20 protein-coding genes are annotated in these 21,962 nt (G+C 73.2%); 13 read left to right on the forward strand and 7 right to left on the reverse strand.

Annotation, left to right across the window (positions count from 1 at the left end; genetic code table 11):
* Positions 1–188 precede the first annotated feature (188 nt).
* Entirely contained in the window at positions 189–398 is a 210-nt protein-coding gene (locus tag AB0D01_RS37995; RefSeq protein ID WP_363063668.1) for a hypothetical protein, read from the reverse strand.
* A gap of 124 nt (positions 399–522) precedes the next feature.
* Between AB0D01_RS37995 and AB0D01_RS38000 the strand changes: the two genes are divergently transcribed.
* Positions 523–1,653, forward strand: a complete 1,131-nt coding sequence (locus AB0D01_RS38000; protein WP_363063669.1) for a DUF5937 family protein — start codon at positions 523–525, stop codon at positions 1,651–1,653.
* A gap of 259 nt (positions 1,654–1,912) precedes the next feature.
* Positions 1,913–3,466, forward strand: coding sequence for a M28 family metallopeptidase (locus tag AB0D01_RS38005; RefSeq protein WP_363063671.1), 1,554 nt, complete (start codon positions 1,913–1,915; stop codon positions 3,464–3,466).
* Positions 3,467–3,640: 174 nt separating this feature from the next.
* Here AB0D01_RS38005 and AB0D01_RS38010 read toward each other — a convergent pair whose 3' ends face one another.
* Positions 3,641–4,408, reverse strand: a complete 768-nt coding sequence (locus AB0D01_RS38010; protein WP_363063673.1) for a hypothetical protein — start codon at positions 4,406–4,408, stop codon at positions 3,641–3,643.
* A gap of 296 nt (positions 4,409–4,704) precedes the next feature.
* Between AB0D01_RS38010 and AB0D01_RS38015 the strand changes: the two genes are divergently transcribed.
* The 5 genes from AB0D01_RS38015 (at position 4,705) to AB0D01_RS38035 (ending at position 11,756) form a co-directional block, all read left to right on the forward strand.
* The gene (locus tag AB0D01_RS38015) at positions 4,705–5,940 is read left to right on the forward strand and encodes a CapA family protein (RefSeq protein ID WP_363063675.1); all 1,236 of its coding nucleotides are present in this window, start codon (positions 4,705–4,707) and stop codon (positions 5,938–5,940) included.
* A gap of 169 nt (positions 5,941–6,109) precedes the next feature.
* A complete protein-coding gene (locus tag AB0D01_RS38020) occupies positions 6,110–8,350 on the forward strand; it encodes a cache and HAMP domain-containing protein (protein ID WP_363063712.1) in 2,241 nt (746 codons plus the stop codon).
* A gap of 3 nt (positions 8,351–8,353) precedes the next feature.
* On the forward strand, positions 8,354–10,144 hold the full coding sequence (gene pgsB, locus AB0D01_RS38025; RefSeq protein WP_363063676.1) for a poly-gamma-glutamate synthase PgsB: 1,791 nt from the start codon (positions 8,354–8,356) through the stop codon (positions 10,142–10,144).
* The gene (locus AB0D01_RS38030; protein ID WP_363063678.1) at positions 10,141–10,623 is read left to right on the forward strand and encodes a poly-gamma-glutamate biosynthesis protein PgsC/CapC; all 483 of its coding nucleotides are present in this window, start codon (positions 10,141–10,143) and stop codon (positions 10,621–10,623) included. The genes pgsB and AB0D01_RS38030 overlap by 4 nt, the downstream gene beginning before the upstream one ends.
* Before the next feature lie 47 nt (positions 10,624–10,670).
* The gene (locus AB0D01_RS38035; protein ID WP_363063680.1) at positions 10,671–11,756 is read left to right on the forward strand and encodes an NlpC/P60 family protein; all 1,086 of its coding nucleotides are present in this window, start codon (positions 10,671–10,673) and stop codon (positions 11,754–11,756) included.
* Here the strand turns inward: AB0D01_RS38035 and AB0D01_RS38040 are convergent.
* Positions 11,753–12,769, reverse strand: a complete 1,017-nt coding sequence (locus tag AB0D01_RS38040) for an SAM-dependent methyltransferase (protein ID WP_363063682.1) — start codon at positions 12,767–12,769, stop codon at positions 11,753–11,755. The two genes, AB0D01_RS38035 and AB0D01_RS38040, sit on opposite strands and share 4 nt — an antisense overlap.
* 107 nt (positions 12,770–12,876) lie before the next feature.
* On the opposite strand from AB0D01_RS38040, the gene AB0D01_RS38045 reads away from it, so the two are divergent.
* Together AB0D01_RS38045 and AB0D01_RS38050 are read left to right on the forward strand one after the other, a co-directional pair.
* Positions 12,877–14,076 (forward strand): sensor histidine kinase, encoded by a 1,200-nt coding sequence (locus AB0D01_RS38045; RefSeq protein ID WP_363063684.1) that lies wholly within the window; start codon positions 12,877–12,879, stop codon positions 14,074–14,076.
* 12 nt (positions 14,077–14,088) lie between these two features.
* On the forward strand, positions 14,089–14,757 hold the full coding sequence (locus AB0D01_RS38050; RefSeq protein WP_363063686.1) for a response regulator transcription factor: 669 nt from the start codon (positions 14,089–14,091) through the stop codon (positions 14,755–14,757).
* A 71-nt stretch (positions 14,758–14,828) separates the two neighbouring features.
* Here the strand turns inward: AB0D01_RS38050 and AB0D01_RS38055 are convergent, their stop codons facing one another.
* On the reverse strand, positions 14,829–16,172 hold the full coding sequence (locus AB0D01_RS38055) for a PH domain-containing protein (protein WP_363063714.1): 1,344 nt from the start codon (positions 16,170–16,172) through the stop codon (positions 14,829–14,831).
* A gap of 98 nt (positions 16,173–16,270) precedes the next feature.
* Entirely contained in the window at positions 16,271–16,762 is a 492-nt protein-coding gene (locus AB0D01_RS38060) for a PH domain-containing protein (RefSeq protein ID WP_363063688.1), read from the reverse strand.
* Between the two features lie 31 nt (positions 16,763–16,793).
* Between AB0D01_RS38060 and AB0D01_RS38065 the strand changes: the two genes are divergently transcribed.
* The 4 genes from AB0D01_RS38065 to AB0D01_RS38080 all read left to right on the forward strand — a co-directional run bounded on the left by AB0D01_RS38065 (position 16,794) and on the right by AB0D01_RS38080 (position 19,628).
* Positions 16,794–17,936 carry an NADH-quinone oxidoreductase subunit D gene (locus AB0D01_RS38065; protein WP_363063690.1) on the forward strand — a complete coding sequence of 381 codons (1,143 nt, stop codon included), beginning with the start codon at positions 16,794–16,796 and terminating at the stop codon, positions 17,934–17,936.
* Positions 17,937–18,059: 123 nt separating this feature from the next.
* The gene (locus AB0D01_RS38070) at positions 18,060–18,923 is read left to right on the forward strand and encodes an arylamine N-acetyltransferase (protein WP_363063692.1); all 864 of its coding nucleotides are present in this window, start codon (positions 18,060–18,062) and stop codon (positions 18,921–18,923) included.
* 37 nt (positions 18,924–18,960) lie between these two features.
* Complete coding sequence (locus AB0D01_RS38075) at positions 18,961–19,176, forward strand: hypothetical protein (RefSeq protein WP_363063694.1); 216 nt, start codon at positions 18,961–18,963, stop codon at positions 19,174–19,176.
* Between the two features lie 113 nt (positions 19,177–19,289).
* Positions 19,290–19,628 carry a hypothetical protein gene (locus AB0D01_RS38080; protein WP_363063696.1) on the forward strand — a complete coding sequence of 113 codons (339 nt, stop codon included), beginning with the start codon at positions 19,290–19,292 and terminating at the stop codon, positions 19,626–19,628.
* Between the two features lie 54 nt (positions 19,629–19,682).
* Here the strand turns inward: AB0D01_RS38080 and AB0D01_RS38085 are convergent, their stop codons facing one another.
* The gene (locus AB0D01_RS38085; RefSeq protein ID WP_363063698.1) at positions 19,683–20,768 is read right to left on the reverse strand and encodes a hypothetical protein; all 1,086 of its coding nucleotides are present in this window, start codon (positions 20,766–20,768) and stop codon (positions 19,683–19,685) included.
* A 110-nt stretch (positions 20,769–20,878) separates the two neighbouring features.
* The gene (locus AB0D01_RS38090) at positions 20,879–21,871 is read right to left on the reverse strand and encodes an ABC transporter substrate-binding protein (protein ID WP_363063700.1); all 993 of its coding nucleotides are present in this window, start codon (positions 21,869–21,871) and stop codon (positions 20,879–20,881) included.
* Positions 21,872–21,962: the final 91 nt, after the last annotated feature.

Consider the following 21,962-nt stretch of genomic DNA (forward strand, 5'->3'; position numbering starts at 1 on the left):
CTTCGTATGTCCGGGGCGGGACGGGCGGTCAAGGGTGGCCGAAGGCCATCGCGAAGCGACGCGAACGAAGTGAGCGCCCTTGAGGGCCCGGCCCGACACGGAGAGACGATGAGACTGACGGGAAACCCCCGGCACCTCCCCGACCCCGCCCGGGCGAGGTAGCCCCCCACCCCCACCCCCGCCCCCCCTCAGCACGGCCCGGCCGGGTGCAGGAGGCGGTGGAGGGCCGCGCGCCAGGGGTGGGTGGCCGGGCGGCCGTCGAGGACGGCGCGGAAGCGGGCTTCGGTGCTCAGGGCGCGGAGCGTGGCGACGTCGTCGCGGCCCGGCGGCGGGGGCATGGGGCTCTGGTGCTGCGCGGCCCGGTAGGTGTCGATGAGGTACTGCTCGATGGCGGTCATGCGTCCACCCTGAACCTGCCGGCGACGCCGGGCGCGACGATTGACGGTCCCCGTCAATCGTCGCCTCCCACCTGCGGCGCAACCCGATCTCCCGTCCTCGCGCGCGGCGGGTGATGATGGGGCGATGAGCGTCACCATCGACATCGCCGGGCTCCCCGCGGAGCGGATCGGCTTCGCGCCGTCGCCCCTCGCCGAGCTCTGCATGGCGCTGCACGCGCTCTCGCAGCCGGCGCACCATCCGGAGCTGCACTCCTGGACGAGCGCCACTCAAGCCTCGCTCGATCCGTGTCTCGCGGACCGCCTGCTGGAGGCGGACTTCATGTGGCGTAGCTCCTTCTCGGACGTCTTCATGGCGTTCGCGGGGGTTCCGGGCGGTACGGGGCGGCCGGCGGCGACGTTGGCCGAGGAGCTCGACGTACTCGACCGGCTGGACGACGAGCGGTTCGTGATGGCGGCCCTGGAGCACTGCTGGCTGGCGCTCTACAACGAGGGCGGCGGTCCTTCCCCGCTGTCGGATCCGGCCGCGCGCGCCAAGGCGTTGGAGGTGGCGGCGGCGCGCGGCCCGCGCCAGTTGCGGTTCTCGCTGCGGTTGCTGGACGAGCCGCAGGCGGTGCGGGTGTGGATGCGGAGGCTGTTGGAGGACTGTGACGAGGCGTTCTTCGCCGAGACGTGGCGGGGGATCGAGCCCCGGCAGTCGGCCGACGCCCGGCACAAGACGGAGGTGTTGCGCCGCAAGGGTCTGCCGGCGGCGTTGAAGGAGGTGTCGTCGGCGCTCACGGTGGACGAGGCGCACACGACGATCACCGTGGACAAGATGGTGAACGGTCAGGCCACGGCGACGGATCCGCGGATCGGGTCGGGGCTGGTGTTCGTGCCGACGAACTTCGGCTGGCCGCACCTGCTGGTGCTGCACGCGCCCGCGTGGCGGCCGGTGGTGCACTATCCGCTGAGCTCGCCCGCGCCGGCCTCGGCGCCGGGGGCGGGGTCGGTGGAGTTGATGCAGCGGCGCATGGAGGCGCTGGCGCACCCGATGCGGATGATGCTGTGCCGCAGTCTGGCGAGGGCTCCGTACACGACGAGCGAGCTGGCGACGGTGCTCGGGATCTCGGCTCCGGAGGTGTCCCGGCACCTGGCCGTGTTGAAGAAGGCGGGGCTTTTGCACACGCGCCGTCAGGGGCGCTATGCGCAGCATCAGTTGGACTTGTCCGTGGTGGCCCGAATAGGCACCGATTTCATCGAGGGCATTCTGCGCTGAATCGGGCGCGACCGGCGCGCCGGCGGCGTACCGGCGGTGCACCGACAGCGTTTCGACACGTGTCACGCGAGGGGTTGTCGGCCTGCGGACGTTGGGCGGACGTTGGCCGAAATTCGCCGGCGCGTAGGCACCGATATCCGGATTTCACAAACCGGAAGCAGTGAAAACCCTGGCGCGTACGGCCGATTGATGCCTAACGTGCGGCCCACCACTCCCCCACGCACCGTGCTCTTCGCGCACCTGCTGTGAAAGGACCTTCATGCCCTCTCGCCGTATAGCCGCAGCCACGGCAGCCCTGGCCGCCGCTGCCATCGTCTCCCCGCTGCTCCTCGCGGGGCCTGCGGGCGCCACCGGAAGCCCGCAGAGCGATGCCGCCCGGGGTGACGCCCTGGCCAAGAAGCTGGTCAAGGAGGCGACCGGCAAGGGCGCCTACAACCACCTGAAGGTCTTCCAGTCGCTGGCCGACTACAACAACGGCAACCGCGTGGCGGGTTCCAAGGGGCACGTGCAGTCCGCCCAGTACGTCGAGGCGGTCCTCAAGGGCGCCGGCTACAAGGTGACCCGCAACGAGTTCGAGTTCGTCTACGTGGAGACCCTCGCCGAGAGCCTGAAGGTGAACGGGGCGGGCGGGCGCGACGTTCCGATCCACCTGATGACGTACACGGCGAACAGCCCGGAGGGTGGCGTGACCGCTCCGGTCGCGGTCGCCCCGGTCGACGCCGACGGGACGACGGGCTGCGAGCCCGGCGACTTCGCGGCGGGTGCCTTCACCGGCAAGATCGCCCTGGTCAAGCGCGGCGGTTGCACCTTCGCCGTGAAGCAGCAGAACGCGGCGGCGGCCGGCGCGGTCGGCGCGGTGATCTACAACAACACCGACGGCGCCCTGAACGGCACCCTCGGCGACCCGACGGCGGGCAAGGTCCCGACCGGTGGCATCTCGCAGGCCGACGGCGAGAAGCTGGCCGCGGAGGCGGCGGCGGGTCCGGTCTCGATCACGCTGGACATCCGCGAGAAGCGCGAGAACCGCAAGACGTACAACGTCATCGCGGAGACGAAGGGCGGCGACGAGAACAACACCGTCTTCCTCGGCGCGCACCTGGACTCGGTCGCGGCCGGTCCGGGCATCAACGACAACGGTTCCGGTTCGGCGGGCATCCTCCAGGTCGCGCAGCGCCTGGCGAGCAGCCAGTCGAAGATCAAGAACAAGGTGAAGTTCGGCTGGTGGTCGGCCGAGGAGTTCGGCCTGCTGGGCTCCGAGGCGTACGTGGGCTCGCTGACCGAGGACCAGAAGAAGCAGATCAAGCTGTACCTGAACTTCGACATGATCGCCTCGCCGAACTCCGCGTACTTCGTCTACGACGGCGACGACTCGGACAAGGTCGGTTCGGGCCCCGGCCCGGAGGGCTCGGCGCAGATCGAGAAGGGGATCACCGACTTCCTCGACTCGCAGAAGATCCCGCACGAGGGCACGGACTTCTCCGGCCGCTCGGACTACGGCCCGTTCATCGCGTCCGGCATTCCGGCGGGCGGTACGTTCACGGGTGCCGAGGGCATCAAGACCGCCGAGCAGGCCGCGAAGTTCGGCGGCCAGGCGGGTGTCGCGTACGACGTGAACTACCACGGCAAGGGCGACGACATCAACAACATCGACCAGAAGGCGCTCGACATCAACGTCGACGTCATCGCGAACGCGGTCGGCCACTACGCCTTCGACCTGGCTCCGCTGTCGCAGCCGGTCCCGCCGTCGCAGCCGACGGGCGGCTCGGGCAGCGGCGGTGGCCTGCACGAGGGTCACGACGGCGTCCTTCAGTAGGCCGCAGGCACCAGGCAGTAGGCAGCGCGGTCGCTCCCGCGGTATCCGCGGGAACGTTCCCGCAGCAGTCGAGGGCCGGATCCCCACCCGGGGTTCCGGCCCTCGGCCGTTCCCCCCGGGCCGCTCCCCCTCGGCCACTCCCCCTCAGGCCGCTCCCCCTCAGGCCGCTCCCCCTCAGGCCCGGCCGGCCCAGCCCTCGGTGACGCACGCGATCGCGCGCGCGGCGCCGGCGCGCGGGTCGGGGTGGGCCCGCAGGGACCGGGACAGCTCCAGGTGCAGGAAGCGCGTGCCGTGTTCGGCGGCGAGCCGGCCCTGGGCGTTGGTGCGGCCGGCGAGCGGGCAGGAGGTGTCGCGGGCGCGGCAGACGGTCACGCCCTCGCCCTCCAGCGCGGCGGCCAGGCCGGCGGCCTCCGCGGCGGCCCGGTCGCCGGCGCCGGTGGAGACGACGGCCCCGGTGTCGGGGACCGAGGAGTCGGCGAAGCCGTGGAGCTGGATGCCGGGCAGGCCGCGGCGGGTCAGTTCGGCGACGACGGCGTGGAAGACGGAGTCGGTGCGGTGGGCCATGTCCGCGGGGTCGTCCTCGGGCCGCTGCCGTCCCTCCCGCTCGGCGTCCCCGTCCCCTCCTGCTTCCCCGACCCCTCCTTCCCCGCCCCCGCCGGAGGCCGCCTTGCGGTGGGCGCCGGCCAGGACCATGACCCCGCCGGGGGCGCCGCGCAGGACCTCGGCGCCCAGCCGCTCGGTGTACCGGTCGGCGTGGGGGTGGGGGACCTGGACCGACCAGTGCGGCGGGCCGGCGAGGTCGACGTAGATCCGGCCCCAGCCGCGGGCGGCGCTGCCGGCGGTCACGGCGGCGTCGGCGACCTCGGCGTAGCGGCGTCCGGAGGCGGTGTCGGTGAAGGTGTCGAGGCGGTAGTCCACCTCGGACAGTCGAGAACGAGCCATGTCGACATTTCCGTCGAAAAGGGACGCGGCCCCTGCGACGAGGGCCGCCCTCTCCTTCTTCGAGGGCTCGCGATAGCCGCCCTTCGAACCAAAACCGGAGGTGAATCCAGTCACCCTTTCCAAGAGGTCCGGAGTGATTTTCGAGGCAGAAACGGAAGGCGAGGGTCCCTTTTCCGAAGAATGAGACGGTGCAAAAGCCACATAAAGCACCACCGTAATGATCATGGCGAAAGCCACCGCAATGATCATCATCTTCTTCGTCGGCTCCGCCTTCATCATTGGCTGAAAATAGCCCAGTGAAAACGAGCCCCACCCGACAGGTCCGCACCCGGACCCTCGCCGCGCTCCTCGCCCTCGCGCCGGTCCTCGCGCTCGCGGGCTGCGGACCCCTCGGCGAGGCGGCCCCGGAACCCGGGCGCCCCGCCACGGGCAAGAACCGCTCGTTCACCGTCGCCGCCGCCGGCGACATCCTCATCCACCCCCAGCTCACCGACCAGGCCGCCCGCGACGCGCAGGCCTCCGGCCGCACCGGCTACGACTTCGACCGGATCATGGCGGGGATCAAGCCGGTCGTCGCCAAGGCCGACCTCGGCATCTGCCACATGGAGCCGGTACTGGGACAGCCGAACGGCCCCTTCCAGACCTACCCCGACTTCCTCGTCCCGCCGCAGATCGCCAAGGCGATCAAGAACGTCGGCTACGACACCTGCTCCACGGCCTCCAACCACACCCTCGACCACGGCCCCGAGGGCGTGTACCGCACCCTGGACACCCTCGACCGCGAGGGCCTGCGCCACACCGGCTCCGCTCGCACCAAGGAGGAGGCCGCCAAGCCGCTCGTCCTGGACGTCAAGGGCGTCAAGGTCGCCCAGCTCTCCTTCGCCTTCGGCTTCAACGGCCGCGAGGTCCCCAAGGACAAGCCCTGGCTGGCCAACCTCACCGACTTCAAGGCCATCTCCTCCGCCGAGAAGAAGGCCCGCGCCGCCGGCGCGGAGGTGGTGATCCTCTCCATCCACTGGGGCCGCGAGCACCAGCCCAACCCCAGCAACCCCCAGCTGGAACTGGCCCGCAGGATCGCCGAGGAGACCGGCGTCAACCTGGTCATCGGCCACCACGCGCACGTCGTCCAGCCGATGGAGAAGGTCGGGCCGATCTGGGTGGCCTACGGCCTCGGCAACCAGCTCGCCCGCCACGACGTCCCCAGCGGACTGACCGAGGAGGGCGCCATCGGCTGGTTCGAGTTCACCGAGAAGAACGGCCGCTGGGACGTGAAGGCCCGCTTCGTGCCCACCTTCACCGACATCCCGCCGGACCCCGAGAGCACCCCGGGATCCGACCTGCCCGCCACCGCGCCGAAGCCCCTGCGCGACCACCGCCTGGTCGACGTCGCCGACGCCCTGCGCGGCAACACCGCGCTGTCCCCCGAACAGCGCGCCCGCTACCGACTGGCCTTCGAACGCACCGAGGGCACCATGCTCAACCGCGGCGCCGCCAAGGACGGGCTGGCCCCCCTGAAGAGGCTCCCCGACTAGCCCGCCCCGCCGACCGCCCCCGCCGACGCGCCCCGCCCGTACGCACGACGACCCGTACACGGGACGACCCGTACGACGCCCGCGCTCCCCCGCACCTCCCCGCCAGGAAGGACCCCCCGTGGCCGCCACTCCCCCCAAGCGGCGACGCAAGGCCCGCCGCAGGGCCGACATGTCCCTGCTCGGCGGCATCCGACCGCCGATCACCGTGCTGTCGGTCCTGCTGCTCGTCCTGGCCGGGTTCACCGCGTTCAGCCTGGGCACCCTGCGCGAGGACCGCCTCCCCGAGGCCGTCCTCACCTCCCAGCAGCACTTCGCCGAGGACGGCGCCATCGCCCTGCGCGCCTCCCTCGACGAGAGCGTCACCGACCTCGACCGGGCCGCCTCGCTGTTCTCCGCCGGCAAGCCCGTCGCCCCCGACGCCGTCCTCGACCGCATCGGCAGCGTCTACCAGAAGTGGCGCGGCACCGCCGTCGTCGAGGTGGCCTCCGGCCGGCTGCTCGCCGCCCGCGGCGAGAACCTCCCCCTCACCGCCATCGACCGCGCCTCCCTGGTCGGCGAGGGCGGCCTCGCCCCCCGCATGGTCAAGCTCGCCAACGGCGAGACCCGACTGCTGACCCTCTCGCTGCTCTCCTGGGAGGGGCAGCCGCAGCAACTGCTCGTCGCCTCCAGCAGCCTGCGCTTCCCCGGCATCAGCCTCGGCGACTTCCGGGCCATCGCCGTCGTCGGCCCCGACGGCGCCGTCCTCAGCGACGACGGCATCCCCGAGCCCGAGATGGTCCTCACCGACCTCCAGCGCGCCGACGTCAAACGCGACACCAAACAGCTCGCCTCCTTCGCGAAGACCGCCGCGAAGAAGGCCTCCGCGCACCCCCTCACCGCCAAGGAGCCCGGCTCCGGCGGCTTCCTCGGGGTCAGCGGCAGCCTCACCGGCGGCCAGTGGGGCGGCGAACGCGCCGCCGCCGGCTACGCCCGCCTCGCCGGACCCGAGGCGGGCGTCGCCACCGACGCCTCCCGCCTGGGCCTGACCGTCGTCGCCATGGTCAACGTGGCCCAGAACCCCGCCCGCACCTCCGACGCCTTCGCCGGACTCGCCCTCGCGGGCGCCCTCCTCCTCGTCGGCGGCCTGGCCATCGCCCTCCTGGTCACCACCGTGCAGCGCCCGCTGATCGCCCTGTTCCTGGAGAGCCGACGGCTCACCGCGGGCGCCCTGACCCGGCCCGTGCCCGTACCGCGCGGCGCCGAGGCCGCCCGGATCGCCGGCGCCCTGGAGCGGCTGCGCGTCCAACTCCTCAGCGACGGCGCCCCCGCCCCCCTCGTCCGGCCCCGCCGCAGGCGCCGCGTGGGCGCCCGTACGCTCCTCGCGCTGTGCGGGGTGCTGCTGCTGGCCTGGTGCGTTCCGCTGGGCCTGCTCGTCAACCGGGCCGGGGAGGACGTCGTCGTACCGCAGCAGCTCGTCAACGACCAGCGCGAACGCACCGACACCCTCAACGACCGGATCCGGCGCGCCCTCAACGAGGGCCACGCCGACCTGCTGTCCGTGGCCTCCCTGATGGACGCCGGCACCGACCCCGGGCACATGACCACCGTCCTGGAACGCACCGCCCGCGAGCACCTGCGCTACGCCTCCCTCTACGTGGTGGACGGCTCCGGCGCGGTCCTCGCCCGCGCGGGCGCCTCCCCGCGGGCGGCCGGGGGCAAGGGCCCCCGCAAGGAGCCCATCGCCCTGCACGAGGGCGACGGCAAGGAGCCGGTGATCGTCGCCACCGCCGAGATCCCCGGCCGCGAGGGCACCGCCGTCGTCGGCGAGCTGCGCATCGACTTCCTCAACTCGCTGCTGCGCCGGCCCGGCCTGGGCGAGATCCGCGTCGTCGACGCCGAGCACCGGATCATCGCCTCCAACAGCGGTTACCGCGCCTTCGCGAAGCTCGACGACGCACGGCTCGACGCCCTCGTCGAGGGCTCCGCCCTCAAGGTCGGCATGGCGCCCCGCCCCGGCGGCGTCCTCTACCGCGGCGCGGGCGGCGACCACGTCATCGCCGCCGCCGCGCCGTTCGTCGGCGGCGGCGCGGCCAAGCCGATGGGCTGGACCGTCGTCAGCCGGCAGTCGGTCAAGGGCCTGGCCATCCACGAGTACAGCCTCCAGAACCGCACCGTCCTCGCCGGACTGCTCGGCTTCGCCGTCGGCGCCGCCTGCCTGGGCTGGCTGCGGATCGTCGTGGTCGGCCCGCTGCGCGAACTCGCCCGCCAGGCCGAGGCCCTCGCGGACGGCGACCGCCGCACGGTCCTGTTCCCCCGCAACCACGACGAGGTGGGCGCCGTGACCCGAAGCCTGGAACTCCTGCGCCAACAGCTCCAGCAACGACAGCAACAGCGCAGGCAGGCCGAAGCGGCCGAGGCCGGAAGGAACTGACCCGTGCTCTTCCTCTACTGCGTCCTGCTGGTCGGCTGCGCCGTCATGCTCGTCGCCGGCATCGTCGAGCAGCGCCGGCACTTCGCCAACCTGGAGCGGATCCCCCAGCGGGTGCTGGTCAACGGCATCCGCGGCAAGAGCTCCATCACCAGGCTGTGCGCGGGCGCCCTGCGCGGCGGCGACCTGACCACCGTCGCGAAGACCACCGGCACCGCGGCCCGGTTCATCCACCCGGACGCCACCGAGGAGCCGGTGTACCGGAAGTTCGGCATCGCCAACGTGGTCGAGCAGATCGGCATCGTGCGCCAGGCGGCCGCCTACCGGCCCGACGTCCTGGTCATGGAGTGCATGGCGGTCATGCCGGCGCTCCAGGAGATCAACCAGTCGAAGCTGATCCGGTCCACCATCGGCGTCCTGTGCAACGTCCGCGAGGACCACGTCGCCGAGATGGGCCCGACCCTCGACGACATCGCGCGCTCGCTCTCGCGCTCGATGCCGCACGGCGGGATCTGCGTCACCGCCGAGCAGGAACGTTTCCACGTGCTCCAGGAGGAGGCCGACGCACGGGACTGCCGGCTGATCTACGCCGACCCCGACACCGTCTCCGACGAGGAGCTGCGCGGCTTCGGCTGGTTCACGTTCAAGGAGAACGTGGCCATCGCCCTGACCGTCGCCGAGCTGCTCGGCGTCGACCGCGCCACCGCACTGAAGGGCATGTACGACGCCCCGCCGGACCCGGGCGTGCTGTCGGTGGAGCGGTACCTGACGCCGGACGGCAAGCGGCTGCGGTTCGCGAACGTCTTCGCGGCGAACGACCCCGAGTCCACGCTGATGAACATCAACCAGCTGCTGGACCTGGGCGCCGTGGACCGCCCCCTCAACGTGGTGATCAACTGCCGCCCGGACCGGGTCGAGCGCAACGGCCAGATGGGCGCGATCGTCCCCGAGCTGCGGCCCGACCGGGTGTTCGTGATCGGGCACCCCGCGAAGAGCGCCATCGACGCCATCCCCGCCGAGTGGCGCGACCGGGCGGTCGACCTCGGCGGTGACCACCGCGACGGCGAGGAGTTCATGGCCGAGCTGCTGGGGCACCTCGACGGGGACTCCTCGCTGGTGGCCATCGGCAACATCCACGGCCAGGGCGAGGTGCTGCTGGAGCACCTCGCGGAACTGCCGGCGGACGACTCGGCGGAGGAACCGCGCGCCGGCGCCCCCGCGAACCCGGCCCCGCCGGCCCACGACCCGTACGCGGAACCCCCGCACGCCGGGGCCCCGTACGCCGGGGCCCCGTACGCCCAGGCGCCGCACGCGCAGACCTCGCAGGAACAGCCCCCGTACGCGCAGCCCGCGTACGGACGGCAGCCGTCCGGACAGCAGCCGTACCGGCAGCCCGCGAACGGCCAACCCCCCTACGGGCAGCCGGCGTACCCCCAGGCCCCCCAGGGACAGCCGCCGTATGCCCGGCCCGCGCACGGACAGCCGCCGTACGCGCAGCCCCCGCAGGGACAGCCCGCGTACGGGCAGCAGCCGTACGGCCGGCCCGAATACGGCCGGCCCGCGTCCGCCCGACCCCCCTACGGGCAGCCGGCGTACCCGCAGACCCCGTACGCCCAGGCCCCGAACCCGCAGCCCCCGAACCCGCAGCCCCCGCACGGCGGGCCGTGGCCCGGGGAGCCGTACGGCCAGGCCGCCCCGCCGCCCCCGCCGCCGGCCGCCGATCCCTACGGCATCGACGCCGCGACCCCCGTACCCGCCTGGCCCACCCCCCAGCCCCGACCCGGAGAGCCCCGTTGATCCCCGCCGTCCTCACCCCCGAGATCGCAGCGATCGGCATCGCCCTGGGCCTGCTCTTCTCGCTCCTGTGCTACCTCACGACCAACCTCTCCCCCGGCGGCATGATCACCCCCGGCTGGTTGGCGCTGACCCTCCTGGAGGACCTCCAGCGGGCCGCGCTCGTCGTCGGCGTCACCGCCCTGACGTACGTCCTGACCCTGGTCGTGCAGCGCTTCGTCATCCTCTACGGCAAGCGCCTGTTCGCCGCCGTCGTCCTGCTCGGCGTCCTGCTCCAGGCCACCGTGGTGATCGTGCTCCAGATGGAGTTCCCGCTGCTCTACACGAACCAGACCCTCGGCTTCATCGTGCCCGGCCTGATCGCCTACCAGCTGGTCCGCCAGCCCAAGGGCGCCACCCTGCTCGCCACCGGCGGCGCCACGCTCATGACGTACGTGGTGCTGACCGCCGGCATCCTCCTCGGCTTCATGCCGGCCGCCTGAGCCCAACGACCGCCCGCCGCCCGCCCACCCCGCCCCCGGAGCCCCGTATGACCGCCGCCCCCTCGAAGAGCCGCCGCACGCGCTCCGTGCTGCACACGGCCACCGTGCTCGCGCTGCTGGCCGGCAGCGCGTACCTCACCTACGCGCTGCGCGCCGAGGAGCAGGCCAAGTCGCCCGCCCTGCGGATCGTCGCCGAGAAGGACGTCGCGGGCGGCCCGACGGCGGGCCGCGGCGGGGAGCGCAAGTGGGAGCGCCTCCAGGGCCCCGACCGTTCGGTGCTGCGCGACGGCGGCGGGCAGGTGCTCGCCACCTTCACCGACGGCGCCCGCACCGCGACCCTCACCGGTCCCAGCCGCACCTTCACCGAACCCGCCAACACCAAGTCGCGGGTGGTGACCGAGAACTGGGTGCGCCTGCTGCCGGAGGAGTGGAAGCAGGGCGCGGAGAACCAGACGTGGTTCAAGGACTGGTTCGCGAAGTACTTCGGCAGCCAGGAGGACGACGTCTTCGCGATGGCCTTCCAGTACGGCGACCAGGCCCCGATCCGCAAGGACGCGCAGGGCACGGCCTACGCGGGCGACGCCTCCTTCGGACCGCTCAACCCGAACGGTTCCGCCGGCAACGACCTGCGCCTGGAGCAGTCCGACTTCTTCGACTACCTCGGCAAGCCGTACACCTTCCGCAACGGGGTCACCAAGCAGCCCCAGACCGCCCGCTACCGGTCGATGGACTGCTCCGGTTTCATCCGCACCGTCTTCGGCTACCGGGCCCGCTACCCGCTGCTGCCCGACGACACCCCGGGCGCCGGCCTGCCGCGCACCGCGAACGGCATGGCCCGCTCGAAGCTGGGGACGGACGTCATCCCCCTCAAGGGGGTGGGCGCGGCGGACCGCCCGACGTCCATCGACGTGATCCAGCCCGGTGACCTGCTGTTCTTCAAGCTGGACGCGCGGACCAAGGACCGTCTGGACCACACGGGCATCTACCTGGGCACCGACACCGACGGGCACAAGGTCTTCATCTCCAGCCGGGAGGAGGCCAACGGCCCCACCATCGGCGACAAGGGCGGCACCTCCCGCCTGGACGGCAACGGCTACTACGCGACCACCCTGCGCAGCGCCAAGCGCCTCTAGACCGTGCCCGTCCCCTCGGACGCGGCGGGACCCGGCCAGACCGGCACGCCCACCGGCTGGACGAGCCAGCCGAAGTCGCCCAGTCCGCCGCGGGCGGTGAGTTCCGCCGCCTCCCCGGCCGCGGACAGGGCCCGTACGTAGCCCACCGGGTCGGTGGAGGCCAGCGCCAGCGGGGGCCGGCCGCCGTGCACGCCGAGGGCGGTGAGCGCCTCGCGCTGGGTGAGGAGGACGGCTCCCTCCCCCGCGCAGGCGTCGAGCGCGACGTGCGCGGTGACGTCGCGGGTGCCGTCCGGGACGGGCGCGCACTCGCGGCCGTCGCGGAAGCCGGTGAGGGTGCCGAAGGGGGGCCGGGCCCCGCGGGCGTGGGCGTAGTCCACGGCCACCGCCAGGCCCCGCTCCAGGGTGGCGACGGCCGCCGCCCAGGCCTCGTCGCGCGGCCGGCCGATCTCCGCCCGGCCACCGCCGGGCCCGACGCCGCCGGGCCACCACCGCTCCAGCCAGGCCCGGTCGGCGGCGTCGAGGGGTCCGCCGGGGGTTTCCGTACCGTCGGGGGCGACCAGGACGTAGCGGCCGTCCTCGGCGACGTCGAGCGGGACGTTGTCCAGCCACTCGTTCGCGAAGAGCAGTCCCGTGGTGCCCTCGGGGGGCTCGGGCACCCACCGGATCCGGGGGTCGAGCCCCTCGGGCCGGGCCGCGCGCTCGACGGCGTACGGGCGCACGCGCGCGGCGGTGTCCGGGTCCAGCGCGGCGAGGACCCCGGCCGTCAGTTCGCCGCGTCCGGCGCCCACGTCGACGAGGTCGAGCCGGTCCGGGTGCCCGAGCCGCGCGTCCACGCGCTCCAGGAGCCGGGCCACGGCCGCCGCGTAGAGGGGCGAGGCGTGGACGGATGTGCGGAAGTGGCCGGCCGGTCCGGGGCCGCCGGGGCGCACGTAGAACCCGCCGGGTCCGTAGAGGGCGGCCTCCATCGCGCCGCGCCACCGGACCGGGCCCCTGACCTCACCTTGAGCGCTCATCCCACACAGGTTAGGTTCACCCTCCACCTTGCGGAGTACGCCCCCGTCACAGGGATCGCACCTGTGGTTGACTCCAGCACCTATCCGCGTTCCCTACGCTGGGTTACGTGCAGCGCCTCTACGACTTCATCCGCAGACACCCGACGGGCGTCGACACCCTCTGGGCTGTCCTCCTCCTCGGGCTCTCCCTGCTGAGCGTCGTCGACAACCCGTCCGGCCCGTCCGAGCGCTTCGCGGCCGTGCCCCCCGTGCTGACCCTGTCGGCGGTCATCGCCCTGCGCCGCAAGTGGACGCTGCAGATGTTCTGGCTGGCCGTCGCCACCGGCGCCTACCAGCTGGCCCTCGGCGTCCAGGTGCAGACCTTCGACCTGGCCATGCTGGTCATCCTGTACACGGTGGCGGCGGCCTCGGACGTCTCCCGCCGGATGTCGCGGATCGCGTTCGGCCTCGGCCTGACGGCCGCCCCGCTGTACGCGCTGCGCTTCCAGCAACAGGTCGACAAGGGCAGTGACACCGTCATCTTCACGCTGTTCCTGATGGTGCCGTTCGCGTTGGCCTGGGTGATGGGCGACTCGGTGCGCACCCGGCGCGCCTATTACGCGCAGCTCGTGGAGCGCAACCAGCGGCTGGAGAAGGAGCGCGTGGCGCAGGCCCAGGTGGCGGTGGCCGCCGAGCGCGCCCGCATCGCCCGCGAGCTGCACGACGTCGTCGCGCACAACGTGTCGGTGATGGTGGTGCAGGCCGACGGGGCCGCGTACGTCATGGACGTGGCTCCGGAGCAGGCCAAGGAGGCCCTCCAGACGATCTCCGGGACGGGCCGGCAGGCCCTCGCCGAGATGCGGCGGCTGCTGGGCGTGCTGCGCACCGGTGAGCCGCAGGAGTCCGAGGACTACGTGCCGCAGCCGGACGTCGAGCAGATCGAGGTGTTGGTCGAGCAGGTGCGGGCGGCCGGGCTGACGGTGGACTTCGAGGTGGAGGGCGCCCCGCGCAAGCTCCCCAGCGGGGTCGAGCTGACGGCGTACCGGATCGTGCAGGAGGCGCTGACGAACACGCGCAAGCACGGCGGCCCCGCCGCGCGGGCGAGCGTGCGGCTGGTCTACTTCGACGACGGGCTCGGTCTGCTGGTCGAGGACGACGGCCGGGGCGCGGCGCACGAGCTGTACGAGGACGGCGGCGCGGACGGCGCCGGCCACGGTCTGATCGGTATGCGGGAGCGCATCGGTATGGTCGGAGGAACCCTGGACGCGGGCCCGCGCCCCGGCGGAGGCTTCCGGATCAGTGCCCTGCTCCCGCTCAAGAAGAGGTAGAGGTAATCACCGATGTCCATCCGAGTCATGCTGGTCGACGACCAGGTGTTGCTCCGTACCGGCTTCCGTATGGTGCTCGCCGCCCAGCCGGACATGGAGGTCGTCGCCGAGGCCGGGGACGGCCTGGAGGCGCTGGAGGTGCTGCGGGCCACGAAGGTGGACGTGGTGCTGATGGACGTGCGCATGCCCCGGCTGGACGGGGTCGAGGCGACGCGGCGCATCTGCGAGCCGCCGGAGCACCCGAAGGTGATCATCCTGACCACGTTCGACCTGGACGAGTACGCGTTCTCCGGGCTGAAGGCGGGCGCGAGCGGTTTCATGCTGAAGGACGTCCCGCCGGCGGAGCTGCTGGCGGCGATCCGTTCGGTGCACAGCGGGGACGCGGTGGTGGCTCCGTCGACGACGCGTCGGCTGTTGGACCGGTTCGCCCCGATGCTGCCGACGACGGCGGCGGAGCCGGAGAACAAGGACATCGAGCGGCTGACGGAGCGCGAGCGCGAGGTCATGCTGCTGGTGGCGCAGGGCCTGTCGAACGGGGAGATCGCGGCGCGGCTGGTGCTGTCGGAGGCCACCGTGAAGACGCACGTGGGGCGGATCCTGACCAAGCTGAGCCTGCGCGACCGCGTGCAGGTCGTGGTCCTGGCCTACGAGACGGGCCTGGTCCGCGCCGGGGGCGTGTAGCGGACCCCTGCCGCCGGACCCGCCGCCCGACCCGACCCGCCGCCCGACCCCGGCGGCGGGTCCTCGTGCCGTCAGGTCATCCAGCGGTCCGGGCGGGCCGCCGCGCGGGAGGTGCGGGAGCGGGCGGCCTGCGCGTCGAGGAGCGCGGAGGCCTCGGCGGCGGACCGCAGCCGGGCGGTGACGGTGGCGTTGGCCCCGGTGTCGACGTGCAGGTCGGCCACGCCCCGGGCCCGCTCCCAGGGGCCCTGGGAGCGGCGGACGCTCTGCACCTTGGCGTGCGGGACGATCTCGGTACGCCGGCACAGGCGCCCGCGCCGGGCCGCGAACACCTCGTCCGAGACGGCCAACCCGTACCCCTTCCACCACACCGGCACCACCCACCGCGAGCCGGCGGACGGCGAGGGGCTGAACTCCAGGGTCGTGAGGTCCACGCCGGGCAGCACCCGGGCGATCACCGCGTGGGCGGCGTCCCGGCGGGCGACGGGGACCAGTACGTCGTTCTTCGAGCCCGCGACCGCCAGCTCGACCCGCACCCAGCCCAGGCGTCGCCACAGCAGCGGTTCCACGATGCGCACGGTCTGCACGCGCCCGGGCGGGACGGTCTCGTGGGCGCGGTCCAGCAGCCCGTGGTCCAGGCGCAGCCCGTCGGGGGACTCGGCGACCGTCCAGTCGTACTCGGCGAGGAAGCGGCCGACGCTGCCCGCCCACACGGCGCCCAGCAGCGGCACCACGGCGACCAGCGTCACCCACGGGCTCTCGCTGACCCACCACATGACGGCCGAGGCGGTGACGCCGGCAACGAGCGCCGCCCACACGCCGAGGCTCAGCAGCAGGGAGGCCACCAGGTCGCGCACGCCGACCGCGAGCAGTCTGCGCTCGGGGGCCTGGCCCACGACGGTGGCGTGCTCGGGGGTGAAGCCGGCGGCGCGGGCGAGCAGCTCGGCGCGCAGGGCGACGGCGTCGCGTTCGTCCAGCAGCGACAGCTCGTCCTTCGCCTCGGTGCCGATGACGTCGAGCCGCAGCTTGGCGACCCCGGCGACCCGGGCCAGGATCGGGCGCGTGACGTCCACCGCCTGGATGCGGTCGAGCCGGATGTGGGCGGTGCGGCGGAAGACGAGGCCGGTGCGGATGCGCAGCTCGGTGTCGGTGACGGAGTAGTGGGTGAACCACCAGCTGAGGAAGCCGTAGGTGCCGAAGACGAGGACGAGCGCCGCCAGCGCGGCCACGCGCAGCCCCACGGACATCGGGCCGATCCACTCCTGGAGGCGCTCGCCCTGCTGCATGAGGATGCCGACGATCGCGGCGACGGGCACCCAGGCGCGGCGCAGCGGGGTCAGGACGTGCAGCCGGCGTTCGACGCCGCCGCCGTGACCGGCGCCGCCGGCGTCCCCCTCGTCTCCCGCCCCGCCCCGCACCTCGCCGCCCGTCACGCCGTCCGCCTCGCCGTGCGCCTCGACGTCCGCCGGAGGGGCGCCGGAGCCCGGCTGGTCCGTCGGGCCGTTCCCGGGGCCGCTCACAGCCCCGCCGACCTTGCCTCGCCGAGCTCGGTCAACCGGTCCCGCAGCCGCTCGGCCTCCGCCGGCACCAGGCCGGGGATCTTGGCGTCCGACGCGGCGGCGGCCGTGTGCAGCTGGACGGAGGCCAGCCCGAAGCGCCGCTCCAGCGGCCCGGAGGTGACCTCCACGAGCTGCATCCGGCCGTAGGGGACCACCGTCTGCTCCCGCCACAGCACGCCCCGGCTGATCAGCAGGTCGTCGGCCCGTTCGGCGTACCGCCAGGACCGCCAGTTCCGCCCGAGCATCACCCACCCCCAGGCCAGGACGGCGAGCCAGAACAGCCCGAAGGCCGCCCAGACCGGGCCGGCGAAGACCCCCAGCAGCACCCCCGTCGCCACCGCGAGCGAGCCCGTCCAGATCACCAGCAACAGCCGTCGCAGCGTGAGCAACCCACCGGGCAGTCCCACCCACACGGGGCCCGCCGTCTCACCCGTCGTCCCGATTTCCATACGCCCACCCTAGGACTGCGAGAATGCGGCCATGACGGAGACCACGGTCGGCATCGGCGGCGCGGCGGAGAGCACCGACATGGTGCTCAACATCGGACCGCAGCACCCTTCCACCCACGGCGTGCTGCGCCTGCGCCTCGTGCTGGACGGCGAGCGCATCGTCAGCGCCGAGCCGGTGGTCGGGTACATGCACCGGGGTGCCGAGAAGCTCTTCGAGGCCCGTGACTACCGCCAGATCGTGATGCTCGCGAACCGTCACGACTGGCTGTCCGCGTTCTCCAACGAGCTGGGCGTGGTCATGGCCGTCGAGCGGATGCTCGGCATGGAGGTCCCCGAGCGCGCGGTGTGGATGCGTACGCTCCTCGCCGAGCTGAACCGGGTGCTGAACCACCTGATGTTCCTCGGCTCGTACCCGCTGGAGCTGGGCGGCATCACCCCGATCTTCCACGCGTTCCGGGAGCGCGAGGAGCTCCAGGCCGTGATGGAGGAGATCTCCGGCGGCCGCATGCACTACATGTTCAACCGGGTCGGCGGCCTCAAGGAGGACCTCCCCGCCGGCTGGCTGGGCCGCACGCGCGAGGCCATCGCCGACGTCCGCACGCGGATGGACGTCTACGACCGCCTCGTGCACGGCAACGAGATCTTCCGGGGGCGCACGCGCGGCGTCGGCGTCCTGTCGCGGGAGGCGGTGCACGCCTACGGGGTCTCGGGGCCCATCGCCCGCGCCTCCGGCGTCGACTTCGACCTGCGGCGCGACGAGCCGTACCTGGCCTACGGCGAGCTCCAGGACGTCCTGAAGGTCGTCACCCGCACCGAGGGCGACTGCCTGGCCCGCTTCGAGGTGCTGCTGGAGCAGACGCACAACGCCCTCGACCTGGCCGTGGCCTGCCTGGACCGGATGGCGGAGCTGCCGCCGGGGCCCGTCAACCAGCGGCTGCCCAAGGTGCTGAAGGCGCCCGAGGGGGCGACGTACGCGTGGACGGAGAACCCGCTCGGGATCAACGGCTACTACCTGGTGTCGAAGGGCGAGAAGACCCCGTACCGGCTGAAGCTGCGCAGCGCCTCCTACAACAACATCCAGGCCCTGTCGGTGCTGCTGCCGGGGCAGTTGGTCGCGGACATGGTGTCGATCCTGGGCTCGCTCTTCTTCGTCGTCGGCGACATCGACAAGTGATCGACGCGTAGCCCCCCGCCCCGTCCCGCCTCGTCCCGGGGGCGGGGCGGGGGCGGGGGTGCGACCTGACGGTCCGGGCCGAAACCCGACCGGAGCGCCGCGGGGGCGTCCTAGGGTGCCCCCATGACCCTTGGTACGTACACGGACGTATTCGCCGGCTACCTCCGCCGGATCGGCGTCACCGAGCCCGGAGCCCCTTCGAAGGAGGGGCTGTTCGCCCTCCAGCGCGCCCACCTGGAGCGGGTCCCGTTCGAGAACACCGAGATCCAGATCGGTCGCCCGCCGGGCATCGACCCCTTGCTGTCGGTGCGCCGCCTCGCCGCCGGCCGCGGCGGCTACTGCTTCCACCTCAACGGCGCCTTCGCGGCCCTGCTGGAGGAGCTCGGCTACGACGTGACCCGCCACCTCGGCGGCGTCTACGCGGACCCCGCCGCGCGCGGCGTCAGCGGCGACCACCTCACCCTGACCGTGCGGGTCGACGGCGCGACCTGGTTCGTCGACGTCGGCCTCGGCAACGGGCCCCTGGAGCCGCTGCCGCTGCGCGAGGGCAGCTGGACCCAGACCTTCGGCTACTCCCTGGAGCGGCTCGCCGGCGCCGCCGGCGCGGAGGCCGGCTGGACCCTTCGCACGGACGACGGCCCCTTCCCGGTGATGAACTTCCGCTCCGCGCCGGCCGCGATGGCCGACTTCGAGGCCGAGCACCTGCGGCTGTCCACCGCCGACGACTCCCCCTTCCGGCAGTCCTTCGTCATGCTGCGGCGCGGCGGGAGGGGGGTGGACCGGCTCATGGGCCGGATGCTGTTCCGGGCGGACGCCGGGGGCGCGGTGGAGCCGCGGGAGCTGACCACCCCCGAGGAGTTCCACGCCGCGATGGCCGAGGTCTTCGGGCGCGAGCTCGACGACCTCGGTCCCGAGGACCGCGCGGCCCTGTGGGACCGCGTCGACCGGGCGCACCGGGCCTGGGTGGCCTCGCGGGCGGACGGCTGAACGGGTCGATGTCCGTGCGGCAGGGCAGACTTGGGGCATGTCCCACTCACCCCGACGGGCCTGCCCCGCCTGTGGCCGCGACTGCGCCGTGACGGCCGGGCGGATCGCCCGCCACGATCCCCCGACCGGTCGCGGGCGCGGCGACCTGGTGTCCTGCCCCGGCTCCCGGGCCCGGGTGGTGCTCGGCGCCTCCGCGCCGACGCTGGACGGCTTCGTGCTCGGCCCGCACCCCGGTCAACTGCCGCTGTTCTGAGGCTGGGGCGCGGGGCGGCGCGGGGCGGGGCGCGCGAGGGGCCCGGTGGTTGAGTACGGGGTCTGAGTACGCGTACGGATCCGCTTCCGGGCGGCCCGGGACAGGATGGCCGCATGCCGATGTGGACCACCGAGAACCCGCTCGAAGTCGCCCCGCCCCTGCCCCCGAGGCAGGCGCGGCACGGCGCGTACGCGGTGTGGGGCGCCGTGCTGTTCCTGCCGGCGCTCGTCCTCGCGAAGATCGCCGTGCTGGCCACCGAGACCGGCTCCGCCTGCCTGGTGCGCGGCGGCTGTACGCCCTTCCCCTCCGCCTTCTTCCTGACCCTGTGCGGGCTGGCCGCGGCGGCGATGGTGGCCGCGCTCGCCGCCCCGCGACGGATGCGGGGCCGGGCCCTGGGCGCGCAACTGCTGTTGGAGACGGTGGCGGTGCTGCTGGTCCTCGCCTACCCGTGAGGCCGTGCCCCCGGGCGGGGGCACGGCCTCACGGACGCTTCGGGACGGGTCGTCCTACGAGATGGCGGTGCGCAGGTGGACGACGTCGATCGGCTCGGTCTCGTCGTGGGCCGTCAGGTCGATGACCTGGCCCACCGCCCGCTGTTCGGGCGTGACCGGCTTGAACTCCGGCTCGTCGGCGTGGCCCGCCGACTCCGCCTTGTGCACGGCGAGGGCCTCGGCGCCGACCACGTCCGCCAGGTCCTCGTTCTGCACGGACTCGATCGCGGCGCGGGCCTGCGCGCCCGTCTTCGTGCCGAAGAAGTCGAAGCCGCCCTCGACGCGGGAGGCGGACCGGCGCTGGGCGGCGTAGGGGGCCACGGCCGCCGCGATCCGGGGGGCGGGGACGGGGCTCGCGCCGGGACGCGCGTGCGCGGTGGTGCCCGTGCTCACTGCGGGCTCAAGGTCCTTGGCCCCGCCGGGGGCGGTGGTCCCGGCGTCGGCCGGCTGCCGCCGTGCCCGCTCCGCGGCCTCCGCGGCCTCCGCGGCCCGCGCCGCCTTCGCGGCCTCCTGGGCCTCGGCCTTGCGCACGAGGGCCGCCATGGCCGCGTTGGCCCGGGCGTAACCGACCGCGGTCGGCGCGCCGGCGCCGTTACGTTCCTGCGAGACCGCCGGAAGCTCCTTCGGGGCGCCGGTCGGGGCCGACTGGGCCTCGATCTCCAGCAGTCGGCGCTTCTCCAGGGCGCTCGCGCGCTCGGTCTCCGCCGTGGCGTAGCGGCGCAGCAGCGCCGCGTGCTCGCCGCGCAGGCCGGCGATCTCGACGCGCTTGGCCCGCAGTTTGGCGTCGAGCTTGGCCCGCAGGACGCGGGCCTCCTCCAGATCGGATTCCAGCTCGGCTATCCGCTCCTCGGTCTTCCACTCGTCCTTGACGCGCTCGCGCGCGAGTTCCGCGACCCGGCGACCGGCGGCCCGGTCCCAGGAGCGCATGAGGACGGCGGCGCCCACGCCCGCGGCGGCCGTGAGGGCCACGAGCAGGCGCAGGGCCAGGGGTTCCGCGAGGAGCCACGCCGCGCCGGCGCCGGCCACGGACACCCCGGCAACGGCCGTCGGCGTGAGAAGTCGGTGCAGGGGCTCGGGATTGCGGTGGCGTCCACGGGGCATGGCCTGAAATTTACAGGGCGTGGGCGACGCGTGGGGTACCCGCCCGGCAATCTCTTGCCGCACGGTTACCCCACGTTTGTACGTCAATCCGGTAACCACCGGCACGAAAGCTACTTCTTCAGAAGGCCCTTGGACTCCAGGTAGGCCTTCGCGACGTCCGCCGGCTTGGCGCGCTCGGCGTCCACCTTGCGGTTCAGCTCGACGAGGTCGGCGGTCGTCAGCACCTTGTTCAGGGCGTCGAGCGCGGCCGCGACCTCCGGGCTCCCGGCGTCCTTGGCGTTCACCACGGGCAGGACGTTGTCGGCGTTCTGGAGCTTCTTGTCGTCCTCCAGCAGGACCAGACCGTAACCCTCCAGGGTGGCGTCGGTGGTGGTGGTCAGCACCAGCTGGTCCACCCCGTCCTTGACGGCCTGCTTGGCCTGCGGGGTGCCGACGCCCTTGGGGTCGATCCCGGCGACGGAGATCCCGTACGTCTTCTCCAATCCGGGGGCGCAGAAGGGACGGACGGCGCATTCGTCACCGGCGGCGATCTTCACCTTGAGCCCGGACTTCCCGAGGTCCGAAAGGGACTTCAGGTTGTTCTTCTCGGCGAATTCCTTGGAGACGGCGAAGGCGTTCTGGTCGACGGCCGAACCCACCGCGAGCGCCTTGAGGCCGAGGGGCGCCGCGAGCTTCTCCAGGGCCGCCACGGTCGCCGCCGCGTCGCTGGAGGCGACCGGCTTGTCCTTGGGCGCGTTCGGCCCGTTCACCTTGGCGTTGAGGAACTCCGCGAGGGTGGCCGCGTACTCGGGGACGACGTCGATCTCGCCCTTCTCCAGCGAGGGCGCGTACAGCTCGCGGTTGCTCACCGTGGTGATGGAGGTGCCGTAGCCGGCGTTCCTCAGGAGCTGCGCGTACAGCTCCGCCAGCACGTTGGACTCGGTGAACCCGGCGGCGCCGATGACCAGCTTGCCCTTGCCGCCGCCCTCCGGGGTGCCGGCGGAGGCGGAGGAGGAACCCGAGTCCTTCGCCTTCTCCAGGCTCTCGCCGCCGCACGCGGCCAGCGACACGGTCAGGGCCAACGCGCCCAGGGACGCGCCGACGACGCGCGTGGTCTTGCTCATGGAGGTGCTCCGTTTCGACGTGGTCACTCTTCTACGACTCTTCGGCGGCGGGCCGCCGCCCCGGCGCGCCCGACCGTTCGGCGGGCCCGAC

It is taken from the genome of Streptomyces sp. NPDC048606 (assembly GCF_040650855.1).
Taxonomy (GTDB): domain Bacteria; phylum Actinomycetota; class Actinomycetes; order Streptomycetales; family Streptomycetaceae; genus Streptomyces.